Source organism: Christiangramia aestuarii, from assembly GCF_009735585.1.
Classification (GTDB): domain Bacteria; phylum Bacteroidota; class Bacteroidia; order Flavobacteriales; family Flavobacteriaceae; genus Christiangramia; species Christiangramia aestuarii.
Genome location: NZ_VJVW01000001.1, coordinates 590158 through 614471 on the forward strand (window position 1 = coordinate 590158; position 24314 = coordinate 614471).

22 protein-coding genes are annotated in these 24314 nt (G+C 41.8%); 17 read left to right on the forward strand and 5 right to left on the reverse strand.

The features are described 5' to 3' along the window. Positions 1-46: 46 nt before the first annotated feature. The 4 genes from FLP08_RS02615 to FLP08_RS02630 all read left to right on the forward strand — a co-directional run bounded on the left by FLP08_RS02615 (position 47) and on the right by FLP08_RS02630 (position 3769). Positions 47-784, forward strand: a complete 738-nt coding sequence (locus FLP08_RS02615) for a DUF6090 family protein (RefSeq protein ID WP_156273738.1) — start codon at positions 47-49, stop codon at positions 782-784. 7 nt (positions 785-791) lie between these two features. After that, on the forward strand, positions 792-1556 hold the full coding sequence (locus FLP08_RS02620) for a DUF6090 family protein (RefSeq protein ID WP_156273740.1): 765 nt from the start codon (positions 792-794) through the stop codon (positions 1554-1556). Positions 1557-1670: 114 nt separating this feature from the next. Then, positions 1671-2873 carry a threonine aldolase family protein gene (locus FLP08_RS02625; RefSeq protein ID WP_156273742.1) on the forward strand — a complete coding sequence of 401 codons (1203 nt, stop codon included), beginning with the start codon at positions 1671-1673 and terminating at the stop codon, positions 2871-2873. 32 nt (positions 2874-2905) lie between these two features. Beyond that, a complete protein-coding gene (locus FLP08_RS02630) occupies positions 2906-3769 on the forward strand; it encodes a DUF6090 family protein (RefSeq protein ID WP_162430855.1) in 864 nt (287 codons plus the stop codon). Positions 3770-3884: 115 nt separating this feature from the next. On the opposite strand, the gene FLP08_RS02635 is transcribed toward FLP08_RS02630, so the two are convergent. Both FLP08_RS02635 and FLP08_RS02640 read right to left on the reverse strand, forming a co-directional pair. Further along, positions 3885-5609 (reverse strand): TonB-dependent receptor, encoded by a 1725-nt coding sequence (locus FLP08_RS02635; protein ID WP_156273746.1) that lies wholly within the window; start codon positions 5607-5609, stop codon positions 3885-3887. A 26-nt stretch (positions 5610-5635) separates the two neighbouring features. Continuing rightward, positions 5636-8656, reverse strand: a complete 3021-nt coding sequence (locus FLP08_RS02640; RefSeq protein WP_156273748.1) for a tetratricopeptide repeat protein — start codon at positions 8654-8656, stop codon at positions 5636-5638. A 247-nt stretch (positions 8657-8903) separates the two neighbouring features. On the opposite strand from FLP08_RS02640, the gene FLP08_RS02645 reads away from it, so the two are divergent. Both FLP08_RS02645 and ppgK read left to right on the forward strand, forming a co-directional pair. Further along, positions 8904-9587, forward strand: a complete 684-nt coding sequence (locus FLP08_RS02645; protein ID WP_156273750.1) for a cell division ATP-binding protein FtsE — start codon at positions 8904-8906, stop codon at positions 9585-9587. 230 nt (positions 9588-9817) lie between these two features. Then, complete coding sequence (gene ppgK / locus FLP08_RS02650; protein ID WP_156273752.1) at positions 9818-10564, forward strand: polyphosphate--glucose phosphotransferase; 747 nt, start codon at positions 9818-9820, stop codon at positions 10562-10564. 1 nt (position 10565) lies between these two features. Here the strand turns inward: ppgK and FLP08_RS02655 are convergent, their stop codons facing one another. Next, on the reverse strand, positions 10566-10811 hold the full coding sequence (locus FLP08_RS02655; RefSeq protein WP_156273754.1) for a YgjV family protein: 246 nt from the start codon (positions 10809-10811) through the stop codon (positions 10566-10568). A 69-nt stretch (positions 10812-10880) separates the two neighbouring features. Beyond that, a complete protein-coding gene (gene typA / locus FLP08_RS02660; RefSeq protein ID WP_156273756.1) occupies positions 10881-12683 on the reverse strand; it encodes a translational GTPase TypA in 1803 nt (600 codons plus the stop codon). A gap of 361 nt (positions 12684-13044) precedes the next feature. On the opposite strand from typA, the gene FLP08_RS02665 reads away from it, so the two are divergent. After that, entirely contained in the window at positions 13045-13593 is a 549-nt protein-coding gene (locus FLP08_RS02665; protein WP_156273758.1) for a CHRD domain-containing protein, read from the forward strand. A gap of 57 nt (positions 13594-13650) precedes the next feature. Here the strand turns inward: FLP08_RS02665 and FLP08_RS02670 are convergent, their stop codons facing one another. Continuing rightward, positions 13651-14136 carry a DinB family protein gene (locus FLP08_RS02670; protein ID WP_156273760.1) on the reverse strand — a complete coding sequence of 162 codons (486 nt, stop codon included), beginning with the start codon at positions 14134-14136 and terminating at the stop codon, positions 13651-13653. 128 nt (positions 14137-14264) lie between these two features. Between FLP08_RS02670 and kdsA the strand changes: the two genes are divergently transcribed. The 10 genes from kdsA (at position 14265) to FLP08_RS02720 (ending at position 24292) form a co-directional block, all read left to right on the forward strand. After that, on the forward strand, positions 14265-15083 hold the full coding sequence (gene kdsA, locus FLP08_RS02675) for a 3-deoxy-8-phosphooctulonate synthase (protein WP_156273762.1): 819 nt from the start codon (positions 14265-14267) through the stop codon (positions 15081-15083). Positions 15084-15225: 142 nt separating this feature from the next. Further along, positions 15226-16386: a porin family protein gene (locus FLP08_RS02680; protein ID WP_156273764.1), complete on the forward strand. Its 1161-nt coding sequence runs from the start codon at positions 15226-15228 to the stop codon at positions 16384-16386. Positions 16387-16423: 37 nt separating this feature from the next. Continuing rightward, positions 16424-17569: a putative porin gene (locus FLP08_RS02685; protein ID WP_156273766.1), complete on the forward strand. Its 1146-nt coding sequence runs from the start codon at positions 16424-16426 to the stop codon at positions 17567-17569. 18 nt (positions 17570-17587) lie between these two features. Next, positions 17588-19213 carry a BCCT family transporter gene (locus FLP08_RS02690; RefSeq protein ID WP_156273768.1) on the forward strand — a complete coding sequence of 542 codons (1626 nt, stop codon included), beginning with the start codon at positions 17588-17590 and terminating at the stop codon, positions 19211-19213. A 1-nt stretch (position 19214) separates the two neighbouring features. Then, the gene (locus FLP08_RS02695; RefSeq protein ID WP_156273770.1) at positions 19215-20069 is read left to right on the forward strand and encodes a universal stress protein; all 855 of its coding nucleotides are present in this window, start codon (positions 19215-19217) and stop codon (positions 20067-20069) included. Between the two features lie 104 nt (positions 20070-20173). Next, a complete protein-coding gene (locus FLP08_RS02700) occupies positions 20174-22096 on the forward strand; it encodes a TlpA disulfide reductase family protein (RefSeq protein WP_156273772.1) in 1923 nt (640 codons plus the stop codon). Positions 22097-22212: 116 nt separating this feature from the next. Further along, complete coding sequence (locus FLP08_RS02705) at positions 22213-22851, forward strand: hypothetical protein (RefSeq protein WP_156273774.1); 639 nt, start codon at positions 22213-22215, stop codon at positions 22849-22851. Then, positions 22848-23165 (forward strand): winged helix-turn-helix domain-containing protein, encoded by a 318-nt coding sequence (locus tag FLP08_RS02710; RefSeq protein ID WP_156273776.1) that lies wholly within the window; start codon positions 22848-22850, stop codon positions 23163-23165. Before FLP08_RS02705 ends, FLP08_RS02710 begins: the two co-directional genes overlap by 4 nt. 67 nt (positions 23166-23232) lie before the next feature. Beyond that, positions 23233-23517 (forward strand): hypothetical protein, encoded by a 285-nt coding sequence (locus tag FLP08_RS02715; protein ID WP_156273778.1) that lies wholly within the window; start codon positions 23233-23235, stop codon positions 23515-23517. Between the two features lie 10 nt (positions 23518-23527). Beyond that, positions 23528-24292 (forward strand): oxygenase MpaB family protein, encoded by a 765-nt coding sequence (locus FLP08_RS02720; RefSeq protein WP_156273780.1) that lies wholly within the window; start codon positions 23528-23530, stop codon positions 24290-24292. The last annotated feature ends 22 nt before the right edge of the window (positions 24293-24314 follow it).

Consider the following 24314-nt stretch of genomic DNA (forward strand, 5'->3'; position numbering starts at 1 on the left):
CCCCAGCTCCATTTTACTGAACCCGATAATTAGTTAAGTAAAAGCAATGATCAAGTTTTTCAGGAATATCCGCCGCCAGTTGCTTCGTGAAAACAGGTTCACTAGATACCTGATTTATGCAATTGGTGAGATCATCCTAGTAGTAATTGGGATTTTGATTGCATTGCAGATAAATAACTGGAATGAAAACAGAAAACTCAATAAAGCAGAAAGAGGTTATCTCAATTCTCTGCAGGAAGATATTCATAAAGACATAAAGGCTCAGGATTCTATTACTCCAATTTTAAAAAGTAATCTTGAAAAATTAAAGGACTTAGAAGAAGAACTCAAAAAAATCGATTCAGATCCAAATTATGAAAAAGCACTATTTTCTTATCTGGGAAGTCTGGGCTATCCAGAGTTTGTATCCAACGACCATACCCTTGAAACTTTAAAAAGCAGCGGGAATATTGAAGCAATCTCTGATAAGCAACTGCGAAGGCAAATTCTGGATTACAGGGATCAAGTTGAAGTCTATGAGAGGCATCAGAAATTGGTGGGGGAAATGATGCTAAACTTTTTAACGGAAAAAAACATTTTCAATTTAAATGCTTTGAATGATGAAACCTTAAGAAAAAGACTCAGTCTTAGAAATATTGAAAAGGTAAAAATGACCACATTTATTAATCAGGCATTAATTTATCAAGCAACTATACAAGATCTAATTGGCCGATTGGAAAAATTAAATGTAAAAGCAATGCAAATAAGGGAGATGATCTCTAGATCTGAAAACAATTCTGAATGATTAATATATGATCAAATTCTTCCGAAATATTCGCCGTCGCCTGCTTCGTGAGAACCGTTTTACGAGATATCTTATTTATGCTATTGGTGAGATAATCCTTGTGGTAATTGGGATTTTAATTGCGTTACAGATCAATAACTGGAATGAAGAGAGTAAGATTCGTGATCTAGAACAAACATATTTAGCATCATTAAGGAACGACCTACAATCCGATAAGATTTACCTAAAAAATCAAATAGAAGAGAGTAAGTCGGTAATGGAGAGTAACCGACAATTTATTAAACAGTTATGGCAAAAACAAGAAAGTCTAAAAGACGCAATGAAATTGGTAAACCTTATTAATACTAGAACGCAGAAAATTATTCTACAAAGTTCAACCTATGAGGAGCTAAAAAGCACTGGCAAATTAAGCTACATCTCTAATGATTCGTTACGCAAAAATGTCATTGAGTTTTATAGAAACGCTTCGCATTCAATCGGCATCATGGATACTTATGATGATTATACAATGAATTTAATTTCAGACCAAGATTACAACTTTTTTAAGCTCCACAGTATTTGGACGGAAGGACTCTATAGTGACAAAAATCTTTTTCATAAGTCGGACTGGGAGTATCTTAATGACCCTGAATCAAGAAAGTTTAAACAAATTGAAAATTTAACAACCCAATTTATAGGAAAGCATAGGGAAGTGATAAACAGCTGTAATGATCTGCTAACAGATATAGAGAAAATCATTAATCATATAAACGAATACCTAAATAGTAAGTGATAAATTTTTTCCGACAAATACGCTACAATCTTATGAGTGAAAACCGTTTCACCAGATATCTTATTTATGCGGTGGGAGAAATCATCATTTTAATCCTAATTAAATCTTGAAAATATGGGAAAACTTCAGAATATAGATCGGCGTGATTTTCTGAAAAAAAGTAGTCTTTGCGGTTTACCTTTTTTACTTCCAGTAGAACATACCAATTTTTTGAACAATTCAGAAAAAATCAAGGATCACCAGAATGCTGGAGATCCTATAAACTTTGTGTTCGATGGTCCACATCAATCTCCAAAAGATTATATAGAATTACTTACCAGCATTGAAAAAGAACAAGGTATAGAAGCCGATACTTATTTAAAGGGTGGAGCAACCAAAAAACTTGAAGAGGAATTTGCCAAACTTACCGGAAAGGAAAAAGCGATCTATATGCCCAGCGGCACGATGGCCAATCAACTCGCCATAAAAATGCTTAACGGGGAAAACCCTAAAGTCATTGTGCCAGAGAACTCTCATATTTACAGAGATGAGGCAGATGCCGCGCAAAGCGTGCATGGTTTAAGATTGGTACCAACAGGAATAGACCAGGCCTTTTTCAACCTGGAAGATCTACAGAAAACCATTCGAGAGCTGGACGAAAATGAAGTTTTTAGAAGCGGTTTGGGAACAGTGGTTATAGAAAATCCAGTGAGGCGTGCTCAGGGGGTAGCGATTCCTTTAGAAAACATAAAAGAAATCTCTTCTTATTGTAAAGAAAATGGTTTTAAAATGCATCTGGACGCCGCTCGCATGCATCTGGCATCAGCATATACTGGAGTGTTACCGGCGGAATATTCCTCACATTTTGACACGGTTTATATTTCGTTGTATAAATACCTGAATGCTGCCGGAGGTGCCATTCTGTGTGGAGATGCTGAAATTATAGACCAAATGGATCATCAAATCAAAATAATGGGTGGTACCATGTATCAAAGTTGGTCGATTACCGCAGTTGCGATGCACTATCTTCAAAATATCGAAAACAGCCTGAATGCGGTGTTAAAGACTTCGGAAGAACTTATTAAAGAACTTAACGAATTGGAGGAGATCACTATATGTAATATTGAGAATGGCACCAATATATTTCAAATGGACCTGGATAAGAATATAGATTCAGAAAAATTTTCCCGAATACTTTATAAAGAACACCAGATGCTGATTTTCCCCAATAAAGAGAATAAAATGAGGTTTGCCGCGAATGCAAGTCTCCTTAACAGAGAAATTTCTGAAATTAAAAATGCTTGGAAACTCAGCCTGAAAAAAAGTAAAATCAACTAACTAGACATATAAATTATGGGAATATTCTGGGTTTGCTCAGAAAGATCTTGATGGCTCTGGAATCCCATTTGGATCGCGATATAGATGGTGATGGACACACAGGTAAACTTAAAAAAATGATCAAATTCTTTAGAAATATCCGCCGGCAGCTATTACGTAAAAATAGGTTCTCCCGATACCTCATTTATGCAATTGGCGAAATTATACTTGTGGTTATTGGGATCTTAATTGCCTTGCAGATCAATAACTGGAATGAAGACAGAAAGAACCAAAGCGTAGAATTGGGCTTGATGAAAGACCTGGTGACCGATCTACACAATGATACCAGTTCCCTTGAGTATGCAATTAAAAGAAATCGAATCAGGACTGAAAGGCTGGATAGTTTATTGCAATATGCCCAAAAGGTCAATTCCATGGACAATCAGAACCTTCTCTATAAACTCTCATTGTTAAGCCTATCGAACATTGACCTCTTTCAGAATCAAAAGAGGACCCTGGTAAAATTTCCAAACCTGGAAAAATCAGTGATTCGTGAAGAAGTTACAGATTCGCTGGCGGCTTTCCTAACTAGCCTAGAAAATATTGAGAAACAAACAGAAGTTTATGATAGAACCTACTGGGATGCTATGGAGCTACAGGAAAAGCTTTTCCATAACTATCTTTTTCTTGAGCCCGAGTATTTTAATAATGGAAAAGAGACAGGCAAGCGATTTCCCAGGATTAGTAAGGATACCTTATTACAGCTGGAGTATTTCAACAATATCCACCTATATAGTGGTGTAATTAAAAACTATATCTCTGGTGAGTATCTTGAAGGCCACCTCGATAGGACACGAAGATTAATTAGTTTTTTAAATAATACTTATGGTTTCGAAAATGACCAGGTGCTTAAATAATCCCGATTCCTGAACTCAGCAATAAAACTTCAGAAAGATTTCCTCCACAGCTGTATAAGGCAAAGAAAAAACCGGGCTAAAAATTAGCCCGGTTTTATTATTCAGTTTATCGCTATTAATCCCAATCAAACTTATAAGTGGCTCCGGCAAGCACCTGTATCCCCTGTACATCATAATCCATCCATCTTTGGTAATTATTATCCAGCAGGTTTGCTCCCTTTACAAAAGCAGATAGTTTATCGTTGAAGCGATATCCCAGGTGGGCGTTCGCATCAAAATAACTATCTAAAGTAACTATGGGATCATTAAAGACCAGGCTTTCAGACCTGTTTTCATCCTTACGTTCTCCCACGAAGAACAAATTCGCCCCGGTATACCACTTCTCGGTGATCTGATAATCGGCATTCAGGCTAGCCTTCATATTTGGGAGGTTCCAGGCTTCGGCCTGTACACCGGTATTATAATCGAAGAATTCACCATTGATGCCCAATCTGAAATCCCTGTTCACATCCACATTCAGTTCAGCATAAAAAGAAAGCGTCTTCACATCATCATAGACCACCTCAAAACTGTTCCCATAAGTATATGGTTCACCCTGCAGGGCAGCCGCTTCAGTGTTTCTTCGGAACAGAGGTTTATCAAACTCCGATTGATAGCTGGCACGGGCATTATAAGAAACCGCGTTGCTAAGTTTCCCCTTTCCTCCTACATAACCCTTATAGGCATTGTCTGTTGGTCTTATGGCGAGAGTTGGGGAAACATAAGGGTTCTGCTGAAAGAAGTTATAATAGGTATTCTGCTGAAGGTCTCCGTCTACCCCGGCATAGGCCGTAAAGTAATCGCCCGCGAGCCTGTAGCTGGCAGAAACCGCCGGGTAAAGGTAAAAGCTGCCATCGCTATTTTCAGCGTCATATCCATATACAAAATTCACTCCCAGGTTTATGCTCAGGTCATCTCTCAGGATAAGCAGGCTTGGAGTAGCATTAAAGTTCATAAAGGTATAATCGTAGCCATTATCTACTTCATAAGCACGGTCGAATACCCCATTAACGATATCGGCTCCTATCTTAGTGGAGATAAGCTCATCGGCGATCTCTACCTCGAAAAGTCCTTCAGCATTAAAGTGATTTTCAGCGGTGCTATAGGCATCTCCGGAATGACGGAACTTAGCCTCGGCACTATTGAAAAAGCTATCATACAGTTCTATCTCACTTCCCACATAAACCGAATAATAGTTCTGCGCAGGGTCCAGCTGGGCCAGTTCGGCTTCGCTGGCCACAACCGTTTCCGGCAGGCCATACCAGTTGAACAGCTGGTGCTCCCCACCTACTTCGGCCATCCACGACAGGTCACGGTTCCTGGTATTATAATTGAGGTTAAGCTCGGTATCATAGAACTTATCGTCCAGGCGAACCTCCTCGATACCTCCCTGTGAAGAATTGTGGGTCAGGAATATTCCGAAATTGCTGCTTCGGTCTATTTCCAGGTTAGAATAGAATTCTGCCAGTACATTGGAATAGTTTCCAAAACCAAGCGTGGCGTAATTATCATATACCTTAGGTGGTCTAACTCTTTCTACGGTAGTCGCCCTACCTTTTACCGGGGTAAAGGTGGAGGCCACCGGTACCGAAAATATGGAATATTGTACGGGCTTTTTCTGAAGGTTCACCGAGTCGTTTCTGGTGGGTTTCTCGCTTATCTTGTTCGCATCTCGAACCGAAGGAGTATAGGGTTTTACCACGGTTACTTTTTCACTCCCAATAGGATCCTGGGCATACAGGGCTCCGGTAAATATGAACAGACTAAAGAAAATACTTTTCTTGATTGCTTTAACTCGCATATAGCAATGAATCTATTAGATTAAGTTTAGTTATTTGTTTCTACGGAAGAATTGGTTTTTGCTTCCTGGGCTTTGATTCTGGCCAGTTCGGCCTGGGCTTCTTTTACAACTTCTGGGTATTTCTGGAAGTTCTTGGTCACGTTCTCGAGAATATAGGTTGCCTGGTAGGCATCATCAAGGGCATAGAAGTTCTTGGCCATAAGCACCAGTCCCTTTGCTCCCCATAATTTATATCCTGAAAAATCTTTCGCCAATACCTGTACGGCAGCATTCGAGGCTTCGTAATTGCCATCTTTATGTTTGAAATAAGCATCGTAATAAAGGGCTTCTGCTCCAAGCTCTCCGGTGGCGGTCTTCTGAACCTCCTTATATGCTGAACGCGCTTTAGAATCGTTTCCAGATTTGATGGCTGCCCTGGCTACCATGATCCTGGCGTCGTTCCTGGCAGCGGTTTCAGCGCTGGTATTATTCAGCACTTTCTCGGCATACTGGTTCGCCTTGGCAAAATTACCGGTCTCGTAATAAGACTTCATAAGGTTTTGCTGGGCGAAAACCACGTTCTGCTCATTATCTGCCTGCTGCTCCAGTTTTTCAAGCAGTGGAAGCGCATTGGCGTAATCTTTTTTCTCCAGGTAGATCTCAGATAATCTGGCGAGGGCCTGTTCTGAAAATTCATTCTTAGGCTTAGAGGTCACATATTTATAATGCGGGATGGACCTGTCTACTTTTCCATCACGATAGTACAACTGGGCCAAATAGAAATTGGCGTTGATGGAGTGTATCCCGTTCGGGAAATTCTGAATATATTTTTCAAGATTGGCGATCGCCTTTTCTGTGTTATTGTTCAGGTACTGGTTTTCAGCCGCCTCATAGGTGGTATTATCCAAGTCTGAGTCACTAACCTCTACGAAATCTATATTCCTTACCCAGCTAGCGTACTCGTCTGTCCTACCCAGGTCCACATAAACGTTCCTTGCGGTAGACACTGCCTGCTTTGCTTCCGGGGTGTTGGGATATTCGGCCACCACCTTTCTTAATCTTTCAAGGGCTTTGTTACCCTGGTTGTTATTGTAATAGATAAGCCCCTGTCTCAGCATGGCTTTTGGTACCAGCGCGCTCTGCGGCACATCCCTGATCAGCCTGTTATAAGATTGTATCGCCTGATCTATATTATTATTAGCAACATAAGTATTCCCCAGTTCGTACATTGCGTCATCGCGGTAAGGAGAACGCGGATAACTACGGGTGAAACTGTTAAGTTCCTCGATCTTGGTATCGTTCCTGTCTACGAAGCCGTAAGAGATCGCCTTCTGGAAAGCAGCATAATCGGCATTGCTCACCCCGTTGTCTATAGCTTTCTGGTAAGCTTCCATGGCCGGCCAGTACTGGCTGGTCACGTAGTAAGTATCTCCTAGTCTCAGCAGTGCATCATTTTTCTTGGCTCCTTCGGCATTCGCACTTGCCGTATAATTCTTGAAATAGTTGACCGCCTGGGAATAGTCGTTCTTTTTAAAATAGGCATAACCAATATTATAGTCCAGGTCATTATATTCATCGGTTCCTTTTGACGCGCTCATTCCTTTGAATTCACGGTATCCAAGGATCGCGTCTTCCATCCTGTTCACGTTGTACTCGCTTTCGGCTTTCCAGAAAGTTGCCTGGGCGGTGATCTTCTGGTCACGAGGCTCTTTAAGCGCTTTGTCGAAATTCTCGATCGCCGCATAATAATCGCCTTCTTCAAAAAGTTCCAGCCCATAGAAATAGGCCACCTTCTGGTAAGCCTGCTTATCGCTGAAGTTTCGGTTATTCTCCAGCAACCTCATCGCTTCCTCGTAGTTCTTGGAGGTAATAAATGAGTCTATTAGAAGGCTTTCCAGTTCAGCTCGATTTTCGGTTTCCGGATATTTGTTCAGGTAATTGATTAGCACTTGCGACGGACTCTCGTAAGAGTTCCCGATCTCGTAACTAAGCTTGGCATAGTTAAGCATTGCGTCCTTCTGGATCTTCGCATCGAACTCCATTTCACTGGCATTCTTAAAGGCGTTCAAGGCCTGTTGTTTCTGTCCAGATTCAAGGTAAGATTGCGCCAGGTGGTAATAGGCATTCTGGGCTATGGCATTTTTACCATCCACGATCTTGTTGAATTCATTGATAGCGGCCTCGTAATTACCCTGTTTATAATAGGCATAACCTAACTGGTAATAATCTGTATTGTTCCATTTCCCACGTAGCCCGTTATATCCTTTCAGATAAGGAATAGCTTCTTCGTATTTGCCAAGATTGAAATAGCTTTCGCCAATGATCTTGTTAAGTTGAGGAATTTCCTGCCTGTTGGCTTTTGGAAGTTGTTCCAGTCCCTGTTCGATGGCCTTTTCAAAATTACCCAGCTTGAAGTTCATGTCTGCCTGGAAATAAGAAAGGTCTTCGGTATAGCGGTCATTGCCCTTTACTTCTTCGAAGTATTCGTTGGCTTCTTCATAATCGTCACCTTCATAGGCAATATATCCTAGGTAGTATTTAGCCTGGGCCCCATATTCTTTGGAATCACGCACCCTGTTCAGGTATTTCTGGGCCTCTTCAAATTGATTTGCCCTGAAATAAGCATAACCGTTATTGAAATAAAAGCGCTCGCGATCTTTCTTGCTCATCGCCTTTTCGTCTACACGATCGTACCATCTTCTGGAAAGAGCATATTTCCCGGTTTGGAAATAATAATCGGCTACATCCAGATAGGCCGAATTGGTCTTGGTACTGGTAGGATATCTAGTTACAAAATTCTCCATCAACCGGTCTGCTCCCGGCTGGTTCATTCTCACTGCGGCATTGGCAATATAATAGGCTGCATCTCCCTTGATCTTTTCATCATCGGTCTCATCCATCACCTCGTCAAAGAGATTCTGGGCAGCTAAATATTGTTCATTGTTATATAGTTCCAGAGCCCGGTTAAAGTCAATCAGCTCATGGGTATACGCAGCAGATTGCTGACAAACAGCAGAAAATGAGAAAGGTATAAAAGCGGCAAGCAGGTAAGCTCTTTTAAGTGTCATTTATGGTGTTTTAGATTGGAATTCAAAGATAATTTAAAGCTTGCTTCTATAACGCCGATTAAGTTCTATAATTATGTTAATAAAAAAAAAGTATGTGAGCGCCTTTTGAAAAATGTATATTTGAAAGCCCATTGCGGGCAATTTTATGATGAGATTTTCAGCAGGCCGGTGACAATAAGCTATGAATTTGGCGTTTATACCTGTGATGCTGAAATAATTGAATACCTTGAAACAAACCAATAACCCCATGTCTCAAACTGTTCTGGAACTAAAAAATGCCGCGATCTATCAACGCGAAAGCCTTATATTATCTGAAGTTGATGTCACCGTAAACAAAGGTGATTTCGTCTACCTCATCGGGAAGACGGGAACAGGGAAAAGTAGTTTCATGAAAACCCTTTACGGGGACCTTCCTTTAACTGAAGGAGAAGGACATATTGTAGATTATAACCTGCGTACACTAAAGGAAAAAGATATTCCTTACCTGAGAAGAAAACTGGGAGTGGTTTTCCAGGATTTCAAATTGCTTACCGACAGGAACATCAAAGACAACCTGCTTTTCGTTTTGAAGGCCACGGGCTGGAAGGATAAAAAAGCCATGGACTCCAAGATAGATGAGGTACTGGACAAGGTAGGCATGAAGACCAAGGGATTCAAATACCCTTACCAGCTATCTGGTGGTGAACAACAAAGGGTTGCCATTGCCAGAGCACTGTTGAACGATCCAGAACTTATCCTGGCCGATGAGCCTACCGGAAACCTGGATCCGCAGACCTCGGTGGAAGTGATGGAAGTCCTGCAGGAGATAAGCAAGAACGGGAATACCATTCTAATGGCTACCCACGATTATGCCCTGCTATTAAAATATCCGTCCAAAACACTGAAATGCGACGGGCAGAGGGTTTTTGAGGTAGTTCAGAAATCTGTGTAGGAAAAAAATCACTTGATTACGTCAACCTGCCCCGAAGTTTCGGGAGTTTCAGGTTCTCCAATTTTATATTCGTTCAAAAAAGATGCTGAAATAAATTCAGCATGAAGGCATTCCCTATCAAACTTTCCTGAGGTTTCGCGAATTTCAGGGTCTCCATCTTCATAAAGCTTTCAAAAATTCTTCCCTGGAAAATTCAATTTATTTAACTTGTAAGAACTACAATTAACCAAATGGAAATACTGGGCATAGACATAGGAGGATCGGGAATAAAAGGAGCTATCGTAAACCTGGAGACTGGGGAATTCGTTAGCGAAAAACACCGGATCCCGACCCCGAAATCCCGTAAACCAAAAGCCATCGCCAAAAGAGTAAATCAGATGGTAGAACATTTCAGCTACAAAGGTGTAGTTGGTTGTGGCTTTCCCACCATCATCAAAAAAGGATTCTGTAAGGACGAAGGCAACCTGAGCAAAAAATGGGTTGGCATGAACGTGGAACACCTTTTTGAAAAGGCCACGGGATTGAATTTCACAGTTATTAACGATGCCGACGCTGCCGGCCTGGCCGAAGTGAATTACGGGGCTGGCAGAAATGAGGATGGTTTTACCTTAATGATCACGGTAGGTACGGGCCTGGGTAGCGGCGCTTATCTAAACCGGAGGCTGATCCCTAATTTTGAACTGGGACAAACTCCCTACCTTGGCTATGACAAGATCGAGGACTGGGCGGCTTCTTCAGTCAAGAAAAAAGAGGACCTTACCTATAAGCAATGGGCCAAACGTTTCAACGTCTTTCTCAATTACACCCACCTCATCCTGAACCCTGATCTTATTCTGGTAGGCGGAGGAATTTCCAAACACTGGAACAAATATAAAGATTACCTAAATGTGAATACAGACCTCGCTCCCGCCGAATTAAGGAACAAATCGGGGATCATGGGTGCGGCACTCGCCGCGAAAATGAGAATGGATGTCTGATCTATGCCTCTGCAGGCTTTTTCTTATTGATGAACAGGTAATAAAAGTTCACGCAAACGATCACAAAGTTAGTGATGATCACCGGCCATGAATCCAGCAGGAATCCGTAGACGATAAAGAACAAACAGCCAATACTGTTAAGATAACGCAGGGTAATGATGTTTCTCATAAAGAAAGAGATCCCCACAAAAAAGGAAGCCAGGTAACCTATCCATTCGGTAATAGTGATGCCTAAAATTTCAGTCATGATCTTATTTTATAGAATATAAAAAAGCCCGCCTTGCGGCAGGCTTTCCTTTAAAATTTATTTTCCAGCTTAAATAGCCTTAGCTCTTTTTCTTTCGTTTTCAGTAAGAAGAACTTTTCTAAGTCTCAGGTGGTTTGGCGTAACTTCCACATATTCATCTTTCTGAATATATTCCAGTGCCTCTTCCAGGGAGAACTTGATCGCAGGAACTATCTTCGCCTTGTCATCTGCTCCGGAAGAACGTACATTAGAAAGCTTCTTGGTTTTAGTGATATTCACTACCATATCATCCTGGCGCGAGTTCTCACCGATCACCTGACCCTCATAGATATCCTCACCCGGATCTACGAAGAATTTACCTCTATCCTGAAGCTTATCTATAGAATAAGGAATCGCTTTTCCTTTTTCCATAGAAACCAGAGAACCGTTCTGTCTTTCTGGAATTCCTCCTTTAAGCGGCTGGTATTCTTTATACCTGTGAGCCATGATGGCCTCACCGGCTGTAGCGGTAAGCAACTGGTTTCTCAACCCAATGATCCCTCTGGAAGGAATGATGAACTGTATGTTCATCCGGTCACCTTTAGCTTCCATGCTCAGCATCTCCCCTTTTCTCATGGTTACCATCTCTACCGCCTTTCCTGAAACATCTTCCGGAAGGTCGATAGTAAGTTCTTCAACAGGCTCACACTTCACACCATCAATTTCCTTGATGATCACCTGTGGCTGCCCGATCTGAAGCTCGTATCCTTCTCTTCTCATAGTTTCGATAAGTACAGAAAGGTGAAGTACACCACGACCATAAACCATGAATTTATCAGCACTATCGGTCTCTTCAACACGAAGAGCAAGGTTCTTTTCAAGTTCCTTGTAAAGTCTTTCCTTGATATGTCTTGAGGTTACGAACTTTCCGTCTTTTCCGAAGAAAGGAGAATCGTTAATTGTGAAAAGCATACTCATGGTAGGCTCATCGATACGAATGGTCTTTAATCCTTCAGGATTTTCAAAATCGGCAACAGTATCACCAATTTCAAAACCTTCAAGACCTACGATGGCACAAATATCTCCTGCCTGTACTTCTTCAACTTTTCTACGCCCAAGGCCTTCGAAAGTATGTAATTCTTTAATTCTTGTTTTCTTAATGCTACCATCACGCTTCACCAAAGAAACCTGCTGATTTTCCTTCAGAATCCCTCTCTGCAGTCTACCAATCGCGATACGGCCGGTAAATGATGAGAAATCCAAAGAAGTGATAAGCATTTGAGGAGTACCCTCGGTATCAACTTTAGGAGCAGGTATATGTTCAATTACCATATCCAGAAGCGGCTCGATATTTTCGGTCTGGTGTTTCCAGTCTTCGCTCATCCAGTTGTTCTTGGCCGAACCATATACAGTTGGGAAGTCCAGCTGCCATTCTTCAGCACCGAGTTCGAACATAAGGTCGAACACTTTCTCATGAACTTCTTCTGGAGTACAGTTTTCCTTATCTACTTTATTAACCACCACGCATGGCTTCAAACCAAGGTCTATAGCCTTCTGAAGTACAAAACGTGTTTGTGGCATAGGCCCTTCAAATGCATCTACCAAAAGTAATACACCATCGGCCATGTTCAATACTCGTTCTACCTCACCACCAAAATCGGCGTGACCAGGAGTATCGATGATATTGATCTTGGTATCCTTATAGGTCACAGATACGTTCTTGGAGGTAATGGTGATCCCACGCTCTCTTTCAAGATCATTATTATCCAGGATAAGTTCACCCGTAGACTCGTTATCACGGAACAATTCACAGTGATGCATAATTTTATCAACCAGGGTAGTTTTCCCGTGGTCAACGTGTGCGATAATCGCGATATTTCTAATAGCTGTCATGTAGCCTTATTTTTAAGGCTGCAAATGTACAGCTATTTTTCGCGAATCCATCGTTGTTTTAAAAGATTTTAATTTATTGAAAATCAAGCTGTTTAATCCTATTTTTTCGGTTTGAAGAAATCTCAATTCACTGGAAAACAGATGAAATTGATCGAAAGCCCAAAATTGTCCTAAAAAAGTTAATGACCGAAGCAAAGCTTTTATTGGTTCTCAGTCCTACTTAACTGAAACGCAATCTGCTTAGGCCATGCTGGAAATATCATCACTGTTAAAGCTGAAAAACAAGCCTGTTAAATGCTTTTAAAATTCTTGAAGCGACCTGGCAATTCCCCTAGTTTCGAGCCTAAATAAAAGAATTGTTATGAAAATTATTAAAGGATTATTTTTATCGATGCTGGCTCTTGGAGCGGTAAGTTGTGATGATGACGATGACAACGAGAATGTAGTAGATCTTATGACCTACGAAGCACAACTGGGTTCTATCAACGAATCTGGAGCAAGCGGAGTAGCCACGGTTTCTGTTCAGGACAATATGCTAACCGTAAATGTAATGGCCCAGGGAATGGTAGCCAACCAGGCCCACCCTCAGCATATCCACGGCCTTAGCAATGGTGAGAACGCTACCTGCCCTCCTGCCACTGCAGATGCAGATGAGGATGGTATCATCACCATTCCAGAGGGTGCTCCATTTTATGGAGAAGTACTTCTACCTCTAGATGATTTTCCAATGGCCGATGCCGACGGAAACATCAACTACGAAAAATCTTTCATGCTGGGCGAAAATGGTAACCCAACTGCCGAGGAACTTGGTGAGCTGGAAGATCGTGTGATCGTTCTTCACGGAATGAATAATAACGACGAATATGTTGCTACTATTCCAGTTGCCTGTGGCGAGCTGGATGAAATGTAGAATATCCCAACAGGTTAAATTAAAAACCGCCTTTTCAGGCGGTTTTTTTGTTTTATATCAGGACTCGTCGGCCGATGGCCCGTAAGTTGCCGGAACCGAAATATCCAGTAATCGGAAATAAACTCCCAGCTGGGCCCGGTGATGCGGGAACTGGTTCATCACCATGGCCTGTAAAACATTGAACTTTGGCATTTCGAAAACAGTCTCGCCATCCCTGGTCATTCTCCAGGTGCGGTGAAACTCATCGTCGTCCTTGCGCAAAGAGGTTTCAGCCCCCGCGGTATTTTTCTTCAGTTCCTTAACAATATCTTCTACCTTATCAAAATCTGGCGCGGTATATCCTTTAAGGTCCAGCGACTCGGCCTCCATGGTACCGGTGATCCATGAAGGGATCTCGGCAAGATGATTGGCGATCTGCTTGATGGTCATAGATTTTTCATGAGGCTTCCATCCCATCTTATCCTCCGGAATCCTTTTCAAAAACTTTTCGGTTAAAGTTACTTCCTGCTGTAATTGGGGAATAAGGAATTCATGAATTTTCATAAGACTATAATTAAATTAAACAAGACTCTAATTTACAGAAAATTACATTTTTAAGCCGAATTATTTCAGTTTCAGCTTAATTGCAATGCGCCATTAATTCAGTTATCTTTGCGCCAAAATCATGAGAGATGAAACTTGATAAAATTCCAAATATAAAACATACCGGCAGCGATAATTTCTTCCTTCTTTCGGGCCCCTGCGCTATAGAAGGTGAGGATATGGCTTTGAGAATTGCTGAAAAGGTTGTTGCCATTACCGATAAACTGGAGATCCCTTACGTATTTAAAGGCTCCTTCAAAAAAGCCAACCGAAGCAGGATAGACAGCTTCACTGGAATTGGGGACGAAAAGGCCCTTAAGATACTAAGAAAGGTATCTGAAACTTTTGACATTCCCACGGTCACCGATATTCACGAGATCGACGATGCAAAAATGGCGGCTGAATATGTAGATGTACTGCAGATCCCGGCTTTCCTGGTGCGACAAACAGACCTTGTGGTGGCCGCGGCCGAAACCGGTAAAGTGGTGAACCTTAAAAAAGGCCAGTTTATGAGTCCTGAAGCCATGAAACATGCCGTAACCAAAGTGACCGACTGCAATAACGAACAGGTGATGGTCACCGACCGTGGAACCATGTTCGGATACCAGGATCTTATCGTGGATTTCAGAGGGATTCCTACCATGAGGGAATTCGCCCCCACGGTGCTGGATGTCACCCATTCGCTTCAGCAACCCAACCAAAGCAGCGGGGTAACCGGCGGGCGACCAGATATGATCGAAACCATTGCCCGTGCCGGGGTTGTGAACAAGGTAGACGGGTTGTTCATCGAGACACATTTTGATCCTGCAAATGCGAAGAGTGATGGCGCCAATATGCTGGATCTGGCACACCTGGAAAAATTACTGAGCAACCTGGTTGCAATTAGAAAAACGGTAAATTCCCTATAGAAAAATATCGAATTTAGCATTCAAGCCACCGCTCCCAACGGTGGCTTTTTTTATTTATTGTCTTAAGATACTCATAAAGAGTTTTCAAAAAGGATATTTGGTTCTATCTTTAAGGTTACAGCAAACCAATAATCCCTACACGATGCTCAGAATCAATACTCTAGGCAGCTTGTACCTTTCCTTATTCTTTTTGGGGGTATTTAGCTTTTTATCAACGTCTAGTTTAACCGCCCAGGAAGAAGACAAATTAAAGCTTGACATCGGCGGGGCTTTAAGATTTAATTACAACCTATCTTCCTGGAAGGAATCTCAGAAAGATCGTGGCGGAGATTTTGGTTATGATCTATTCAGAATAAATGCGAGCGGTACCTACCAGGGAATATTTTTCGCTGCAGAATATCGATTCTACTCCGATTTTTTTGGAGGAGATTTCCTTAAAGAAGGAGTCGTGGGATATAATTTCGATGAGAAAAGGACGATCGAGGTTGGTCTTGCCAAAGTCCCCTTCGGTAACGAGCGTTATAATTCCAATAACTTCTTTTTTAACCTTCCCTATTATGTAGGCCTGGAGGACGACTATGATATGGGAGTCGTCTATACCTATTCTGGTGAAAGAATGGAATATCACTTCGCTTTTTTCAAGAATTCTGAAGAGCTAAGGTTTGGTAATACTACTGAAAATTCCAACAGCAGGTATGCCTATGATATTGTAGGAAGAAATAAGGAAACCAACCAGCTTAACGGGAAGATCATCTACAAACCCGAAAGTTTCAAACAACATAAGATTGGCGCCTCTGTCCAATACGGGCAGATCTATAACCTGGACACCGAAGATACGGGGGATCGCTATGCCCTGGCAGTACATTATGATTACCAGACCGAAGACTGGATCGTTAAAGCACAGGCCCTTACTTCAGGGTTCAATCCTAAAAATGCTCCTGGAGAATCCAGAGACGTGATCCAGATGGGAGCCTTTGGAGCTCCTTACGAAGTAGCGGCAGATTTTGAGATATATAACCTGGGGGTTTCGAGGATCCTCGATATAGACACCAAACTTTTCAAACACATCGAGGTATATAATGATTTTGGTTATATGCATAAACGCAAGAAAGGCTTTGAAGATTCTTTCATGAACGTTACCGGCGTATTATTCAGCTCCGGCCCTATCTATTGCTTTATAGATTATGCCGCCGGGTATAACCATTCCTGGTTAGGAGGCGACTATGTAGATGATTTCTCTGTGGGTGATCCCGATGCAAAATGGGAAGCAAGATTCAATATCAATATCGGCTATTATTTCTAATTAACTGAAGAGTGAAAACCAGACGAAAACAAGGTGAATGACCCAAAAATTACAATATAAAAAATTTCTAATCCCTTTATTCCTTTTTATAATCCTGGGGCCCTTAAAAGTTTCAGCCCAGGAAAAACCAAGCCTGGACATAGGCGGTGCTTTAAGGTTCAATTATAACCTATCTTCCTGGAAGGATGCGCAAAAAGATCGTGGCGGAGATTTTGGTTATGACATGTTCCGTATAAACGTGAACGGCACTTATGGGGATTTCTATATAGATGCTGAATACAGGTGGTATTCAGAGGCTTTTGGAGGCAGCTTTCTCAAGCAGGCCTGGGTAGGTTACCGCTTCGACGAAAAGAACGAACTTCAGGTAGGCTTAAGCCAGGTTCCTTTTGGGATACAACAATACAATTCTAATAACTGGTTCTTTAATCTCACCTATTATATGGGACTGGAAGATGACCATGACATGGGCGTAAAATTCCTCCATGAAGGTGAAAAATTTGAATATGATATCGCATTCTATAAGAATGCCGAGGAATTGCGTTTTGGCAATACTACAGAGGCCAGCAGCTCCCGATATTCTTACGACGTGGTGGGCAGGAACAAGGAAGCCAACCAGGTAAACGGAAAGATCATTTATAAGATCGGGGAGGATTTTAAACATCGGTTCGGTGCCTCGGCCCAGTTTGGCGGACTTTACAATCTTGATACTGAAAAAATGGGTACGCATAGCGGCCTTGCCCTGCATTACGAATTCTTTGTAAAGAACTGGAATTTAAAGCTGCAGGCAATGAAAATAGATCATGACCCCGAGAATGCCGAGGGTGAGACCAATGAGATCATACAAATGGGAGCTTACGGCGCACCATATGCTGTAGCTTCAGATTTTAATATTTATACCCTGGCCATTTCCAAGAGCGTACCTGTAAAATTAGGTCCGGTCTCCAACCTTGAGTTCTATAATGACTTCGGTTTTATGGATAAGGATGTGGACAGTTTTGAGGATAGCTTTATGAATGTTACCGGCGTGCTGGTAACCGCCGGAAAGCTATACACCTATATAGATTACGCCGCGGGGTATAACCAATCCTGGCTAGGCGGAAATTTCGTGGACGATTTTGCGGAAGGAAATCCCAATGCCAAATGGGAAGCCAGATTCAATATAAATATTGGCTATTATTTTTAAATAGAAAGATTAAATTTTATGGCAGAAAAAGTAACAAGAAGCGACGAAAAGAAATCCATCTTCGGATTGGAGGTAAATGGCCCTGTGTTCTTCACCTCTTCTATTTTCATTGTCGCCAGTATCGCGCTTACCCTTATTTTTAAGGAACAGGCAGAGACCTTTTTTGAAGAATTGCAAAATGGCGTGGCCAAGAACGCCGACTGGTTCTTTATTTTATGTATCAACATCTTCTTTGTTTTCCTCATTTACCTGGCCCTGGGCCGCTTTGGAAAACTGCGGATAGGTGGTCAGAATGCCAAACCTGAATTCAAAACCCTTTCCTGGTTTGCCATGCTCTTTAGCGCTGGTATGGGAATCGGACTTTTATTTTTTGGGGTTGGTGAACCGGTAATGCATTTTAACAGTCCTCCTACTGCCGAAGCCGGCACCGCGGCGGCAGCGCAGGAAGCGATGAATTTCACCTTTTTACACTGGGGTTTCCATGCCTGGGCCGTATATGCCCTGGTAGGTCTATCCCTGAGTTATTTTACCTATACGCGGGGACTACCACTTACGATCCGATCCATCTTTTATCCTTTCTTAGGTGATAAGATCTATGGAAAGATCGGGGATGTCATCGATATTTTTGCCGTCCTGGCAACCCTCTTTGGACTGGCGACCTCACTGGGATTCGGAGTACAGCAGATCGCTTCTGGGCTTGACCATGTATTTGGACTTCCCTCCGGAATAACCGCCCAGGTAACCATTATAGCCATTATTACTGGAATAGCCACTCTTTCTGTGGTGCTTGGTGTAGACAAGGGGGTGAAAGTACTTAGTGAATGGAATATGCGCATCGCCGTGGTGTTACTGGTACTGGCACTTATCCTGGGACCAACCATATTCATTTTCAGGTCTTTTGTTGAAAATACCGGAAGTTACCTTTTCAATTTCCTGGAAATCTCCACATGGAGCGAAACTTATACTAACGGAAACTGGCAGAACGACTGGACAGTATTCTACTGGGGATGGTGGATAGGATGGTCTCCATTCGTAGGAATGTTCATCGCGAGAATCTCCAAGGGAAGAACCATCAGGGAATTCATCCTAGGAGTACTACTTGTACCTTCACTGGTAACCTTTTTCTGGATGTCTGCCTTCGGAAGTGTGGCCATTGAACAAATCATGGGAGGTAATGAAGCTCTTAATCAGGCGGTGAACGATGATATTGCCACCGCCCTGTTCGTATTTTTCGAGGATTACCCATTATCCATGATCATTAACGTGGTGGCGGTACTATTGATCGCAGGATTCTTCATTACTTCTTCAGACTCTGGATCGCTGGTAGTAGACAGCCTAACCTCTGGTGGAAAAATAGACGCCCCGGTAGGTCAGCGTATCTTCTGGGCGGTAACCGAGGGAGCTGTTGCAGCTGTGCTACTTGTGGGAGGAGGATTGCAGGCCTTACAGACTGCGACCATAGTCACAGGATTGCCTTTCGCTATCATTCTTCTAATTATGTGTTACTCACTTTATAAAGGCCTCAAGGAAGATCTGAGGAAACTCGAGGAGAAAAAATCTGAAAAACAATTGGAGAATTATGAAGAGATCGTTTCAGATATAGTTAAAAAGAGAAATATTAAACCAGCCGATAAAAAAGACTAAAATGGAAAATTTAAACACGATCCTGGTCGCACTGGACCTTACCGCAATGGATATGGACCTCATAAAATACGCCTCTTTCCTGGCGGAAAAACTAAAGCTGGAAAAGGTTTATTTCGTACATAATATCAAAAAATATGAGATCTCAGATCTTTTCCAGGAACAACTGAAAGAGATGAATATAGAACAGGTGATAAGTGATGAACTCGATGAAAAGGTTACAGAGCATTTCACCGCAGATGTCCCTTTTCAGGTTCTTATTTCTGAAGATCCCTATACAGAATCGCTTATGAACTATATAGTTCATAAGTACGGTATAGACCTGGTCATGCTGGGGAACAAATATAAATATAAAGGTACAGGAGTAGTTTCAGACAAATTATTACGCCTATTAAAATGTGATATTCTGTCTATTCCAGAAAATGTGAATGCCAAACTGGATAAAATCTGGACAGGAACCGATTTCTCTAAAGAATCGGTTAAAGCCTTCGAGCTATCCAAAAGGCTTAGTAATAAAATCGGTGCGCAGGTGACCGCGGTGCATATTTACAATGTGCCGGTACAATTCACTCCCTACCTGGACAAGGAAGAAATGGTGCCAAAAATCGAAAAACATACGAGGGATAAATTCAATAAATTCCTGAAGAAAAACGGGATACAGGAAGTGGAACCCAAAATTATTCGAGGCCGTGAAGCCAGTGTTGCCGAAAGGATAGCCCTGGAAGCCGAAAAAGCCGGGACAGACCTGCTTGTTGTGGGAGATGTTGGTGGAAACGTATTTTCTTCCCTGCTCGTAGGTAGTGTGACCGATGAACTTTTTGACCGAAGTTTGAGGATTCCGCTCTGGGTAGCTAAATAATTTGCACCCCTAAACGTAAGTCGTCGATTATACCGGGTTATCTTATCATTTAAGCAATAATTTCTTTAGATTTAGGGCATTAACAACCTATACTAAAATTCAAAATGAAAAATTTAACCCAAATGCTGGCCCTGGCCGTCCTTGTTTCATTCTCTTCCTGCGAAGAAGATAAACCGGAAGATAAGGGTATGGAAATGGGCAATCTTTACGTTTCCAATTCCAAACCCCAACCGGGTGAAGAGATCTATATTAGATACACTAAGAAGGACTCGGTAATGCCAGATGCCATGGTGAGCTATTTAAAAGGAAATGACTTCTACCCACAGGATATCGAGCTTAAAGATTCTGCCAACGCTTACTATGGTAAGGTAAGCATCCCGGATACCATTCATGCTATCGCCTTCAACTTTAAAAAGGATGAAAAATATGATACTAATAATGATAAGGGTTATGTATTAAGCCTTTATGATGAGAATGGTAAAGAAATGCCACATTCCATGGCTACCAAAGGGGTTTACCTTAGCAATGCCGCCAGCCTGTTCGACCTGAAGGTTGAAAAGGATTCCGCTTTCAGTTATATGGAAAAAGCGGTAAAAATGGATTCTTCCATCCGGGAAGATTATGACACATATTATGCTAATGCCCTGCTCTCTCTGGATAAAGAAAAGGGAGATTCTTATATCGCTGAAAGGATAGATTATTATAAAAAGAAAGACTCTCTTAACAGCGAAAATTATAGCACGCTGGTAGCCCTATACAACAATAAGAATGACAAGGCCAAAGCCGATTCTATTTCGCAGGTTGCGATCACCAAATTTCCGAAGGGTGAGATGGCAAAGCGCGAACTTATGATGAAGGTTGTGCAAAGCCCCGAGCTAGAAGATAAATTAAAGCACCTGGAGACCTATAACCAGAAGATAGGTACTGCCGGCTATGAGAAAGATATCATGTTAAGATATATTGCCAGTGCTTATGCCGATAAGAAGGACTGGGAGAATTTTAAGAAATATGCCTCTAAAATCGATGATCCTAGAACCCAAGCCGGTATATATAATTCTGTTGCATGGGATCTTGCAGAAAAAGGGGAAAACCTGGAGCTAGCCAGCGAGATCTCCGCCAAATCCCTGGAGCTTCTTGATGCCGAATCTACCCTGGAGAAAAAACCAGATATGTGGTCTAAAAAGCAATTCAGGAATTCACTCGAGTATGGCAGGGCCATGTATGCAGACACCTATGCCCTGGTAAAATACAAGCAGGGAGACCTGGAAAAAGCCATCGAGATCCAGAAACAGGCGATCTCAGAGAAGTCCAGTGCCGATGCGAATACCCGTTATGTTCAGTTCCTAACCGAAGCAGGTCATGATAAAAAAGCGATCAAGGAAGCTGAAGACTTTATAAAGGATAACCGTGCTTCTGCCGAAATGGAAGATTACCTGAAAACCGCATATACCAGGGAAAATCCAAATCAGGATTTTGATGGATTCCTTGTCTCTCTTAAAGAAGAGGCCCTGGCCAACCAAAGGATGGAGTTAAAGAAGGATATGATTAATGAGGAGGCTCCGTCTTTTAAATTAAAAGACCTGCAAGGGAATGAGATCACCCTGGCCGACCTTAAAGGAAAAACCGTTATCCTGGATTTTTGGGCAACCTGGTGCGGTCCATGCAAAATGTCTTTCCCTGGAATGCAAAAAGCCGTGGAAAAATATAAGGATCAGGAAAATGTTGAGTTTTTCTTTGTGAATACCTGGGAAAATGGAGAGAACAGAAAAGAGGACGTATCTAAATTCATAAAAGAAAATAACTATTCCTTCCACGTACTTATGGACGAACCTGTGACGGAAGGCAGCCGGGAATTTTTGGTTGTTTCAGATTTTGAGATCAGCGGCATCCCAACGAAGATCATTATTGGCCCCGATGGCAGGATCAACTTCAAATCGGTAGGATATGATGGTAATAATGCCAAGTTATTACAGGAGATTGGATTGATGATAGAACTGACCCAGGAAAATGAATCGCCTCAAGCATAGAGCCTTATAAAATTTTTAGAACTAGGAAAGCCCTGTAAAAAATACAGGGCTTTTTTTATAGAAGGCTTGTAAATCTGAACTTAATAGTTTTACTTTGTTTTTCAAAGTACTTTAAAATGGAAAATAACAAGTATCTGCAGGATCTTAGCGAGATCAGGAATATGATGAATCGCTCTTCCCGTTTTATCTCCCTGAGTGGTTTATCAGGAGTTTTTGCCGGCTGCTACGCCATCATAGGAGCCCTTCTGGCCAAATCCATCCTGTCTGGCCGGGAAGCGGTCTCTAATTACGAAGCTATTTCTCCCATTAACATAGATGAAATTATTTCCCGGCAACTAACCCTGATAGCTATCGCGGTGCTGCTACTGGCCATTGGAACGGCTATATTCCTAACTACCAGAAAAGCAAAAAAGAACGATCAGAAAATCTGGGATCATACCAGTAAAAGACTGGTCATCAATTTTTTTGCCCCTCTGGCGGCAGGAGGCATTTTTTGCCTGGTGCTGCTGCAGTACGGCCTGGTAGGTCTCCTCGCCCCTTCCATGCTAATTTTCTACGGACTCGCCCTAATTCACGGAAGTAAGTATACCTTTGCAGATCTCAAAAGCCTGGGATATGCGAATGTGATCCTTGGTCTTATCGCCACCCAGTTCGTTGATTATGGCATTTATTTCTGGGCTATAGGTTTTGGGCTCTTTCATATTATTTATGGCATCTGGATGCATAATAAATATGACAGAAAATCTGCTGAATGAAGAATATAATAAGCAATATAAATAAGGCTTTCGATCACAGGATCCGTTTGGGGATAATGAGCGTACTAATGGTGAACGATCATGCCGATTTTAAAACCCTAAAAGAACTTCTGGGAGCTACTGATGGTAATGTGGCCAGTCATACCAAAGCGCTAGAAAAACAGAACTATATTAAAGTGGAAAAATCTTTTATAGATCGAAAACCGAATACGAAGTATATCGCCACAACCACTGGCCGTAAAGCCTTCCAGGAACACCTGGCCGCACTGGAAAAATTATTGAACCCAGAAAATGGCCTAAAAACCAAGAGCTAAATTTTTTTATCAATTCACTTTGTTTTTCAAAGTACTTTATTAAGTAAATAATTTAATACTAAACATTATGAAACCTAAAAGATTATTGACCGTACTGCTAGTTGTTGTCTCCATCCTCCTCATCCCATTTATCGCCATGCAGTTCGATACCGGTGTGGACTGGTCTCCATTTGATTTCCTGGTAATGGGATTTTTATTACTAATTACAGGTCTGGCGATAGAATTTGCCTTAAGAAAGATTACTGGCACCGGCAAAAGAATCATCGTCTGCGGGGTTATTCTGGTCGTGTTTTTCATGATCTGGGCTGAGCTTGCCGTTGGAATTTTCGGAACTCCTTTTGCAGGTAGTTAAACTAAAAAACATGGAATATTTCGTCAGTAAAGATTCGATCGTAAGGGAGATCTGGGGAAAGAGCGATACCATTTTATTCATTTTCGCCGGGGCTTCTGCTGAATTCGCCCTGAACAAAGCGGTAGACTGGCTATACTTTACCGGGAAACTTCCCGAAGATCCCCTGGGAAGATTATTTTCAACAGTATCCTATGCCAGGGAGATCGTCTTTTCAGACAGGCCTTCAGCTTTAAAGGCTATCCACAGAATGAACCATATACATGCTTCAGTAGAAAATGCCCGGAGCAGTAAAATCCCAGACTGGGCCTACCGGGACGTATTATTCATGCTTATCGATTACTCCATTAGATCTTACGAGGTCCTGGAAAGAAAACTTAGCCTTGAAGAAAAGAAGGAGGTTTTTCGAGTTTTTTCCCTAGTTGGGCAACATATGCATCTGCAAGGTCTGCCAAGGAATTTTGATAGTTATTTGAAAATGCGGGACCTGCACATTCAACAGCATTTATACTTCGGAAATTATACCAGGGACCTATTCCGGCAATATCGAAAACATCTTGGGTGGACAAGGTACAGGTTGCTATTGGAAACCCAGATCCTATTATTACCGGAAATGGTGAGAAAAAAACTAAATTTAAGAGCTTTTTCGTTGCTTACTTCATTGATTGATGTCTATAAAATTAGCAGGAAAGTGAGCCTCGATAAGGTCTTTAAAGAACTCTTACTCCCTCCGGAATATAAAAAGGATATCAAGCATATGGACCAGGTAACAACTTAAGATTTCAAAACCTAAAGAAATT

Bases quoted from the DNA above. Each gene is read 5' to 3' on its own strand.
- FLP08_RS02705 (WP_156273774.1), top strand. From the start codon at position 22,213: ATGGAAAATAACAAGTATCTGCAGGATCTTAGCGAGATCAGGAATATG.
- FLP08_RS02645 (WP_156273750.1), top strand. From the start codon at position 8,904: ATGTCTCAAACTGTTCTGGAACTAAAAAATGCCGCGATCTATCAACGC.
- FLP08_RS02620 (WP_156273740.1), top strand. From the start codon at position 792: ATGATCAAATTCTTCCGAAATATTCGCCGTCGCCTGCTTCGTGAGAAC.
- FLP08_RS02710 (WP_156273776.1), top strand. From the start codon at position 22,848: ATGAAGAATATAATAAGCAATATAAATAAGGCTTTCGATCACAGGATC.
- FLP08_RS02695 (WP_156273770.1), top strand. From the start codon at position 19,215: ATGGAAAATTTAAACACGATCCTGGTCGCACTGGACCTTACCGCAATG.
- kdsA (WP_156273762.1), top strand. From the start codon at position 14,265: ATGAAACTTGATAAAATTCCAAATATAAAACATACCGGCAGCGATAAT.
- FLP08_RS02720 (WP_156273780.1), top strand. From the start codon at position 23,528: ATGGAATATTTCGTCAGTAAAGATTCGATCGTAAGGGAGATCTGGGGA.
- FLP08_RS02640 (WP_156273748.1), bottom strand. From the start codon at position 8,656: ATGACACTTAAAAGAGCTTACCTGCTTGCCGCTTTTATACCTTTCTCA.
- FLP08_RS02625 (WP_156273742.1), top strand. From the start codon at position 1,671: ATGGGAAAACTTCAGAATATAGATCGGCGTGATTTTCTGAAAAAAAGT.
- FLP08_RS02685 (WP_156273766.1), top strand. From the start codon at position 16,424: ATGACCCAAAAATTACAATATAAAAAATTTCTAATCCCTTTATTCCTT.
- FLP08_RS02680 (WP_156273764.1), top strand. From the start codon at position 15,226: ATGCTCAGAATCAATACTCTAGGCAGCTTGTACCTTTCCTTATTCTTT.
- FLP08_RS02690 (WP_156273768.1), top strand. From the start codon at position 17,588: ATGGCAGAAAAAGTAACAAGAAGCGACGAAAAGAAATCCATCTTCGGA.
- FLP08_RS02700 (WP_156273772.1), top strand. From the start codon at position 20,174: ATGAAAAATTTAACCCAAATGCTGGCCCTGGCCGTCCTTGTTTCATTC.
- typA (WP_156273756.1), bottom strand. From the start codon at position 12,683: ATGACAGCTATTAGAAATATCGCGATTATCGCACACGTTGACCACGGG.
- FLP08_RS02670 (WP_156273760.1), bottom strand. From the start codon at position 14,136: ATGAAAATTCATGAATTCCTTATTCCCCAATTACAGCAGGAAGTAACT.
- FLP08_RS02655 (WP_156273754.1), bottom strand. From the start codon at position 10,811: ATGACTGAAATTTTAGGCATCACTATTACCGAATGGATAGGTTACCTG.
- ppgK (WP_156273752.1), top strand. From the start codon at position 9,818: ATGGAAATACTGGGCATAGACATAGGAGGATCGGGAATAAAAGGAGCT.
- FLP08_RS02615 (WP_156273738.1), top strand. From the start codon at position 47: ATGATCAAGTTTTTCAGGAATATCCGCCGCCAGTTGCTTCGTGAAAAC.
- FLP08_RS02635 (WP_156273746.1), bottom strand. From the start codon at position 5,609: ATGCGAGTTAAAGCAATCAAGAAAAGTATTTTCTTTAGTCTGTTCATA.
- FLP08_RS02715 (WP_156273778.1), top strand. From the start codon at position 23,233: ATGAAACCTAAAAGATTATTGACCGTACTGCTAGTTGTTGTCTCCATC.
- FLP08_RS02665 (WP_156273758.1), top strand. From the start codon at position 13,045: ATGAAAATTATTAAAGGATTATTTTTATCGATGCTGGCTCTTGGAGCG.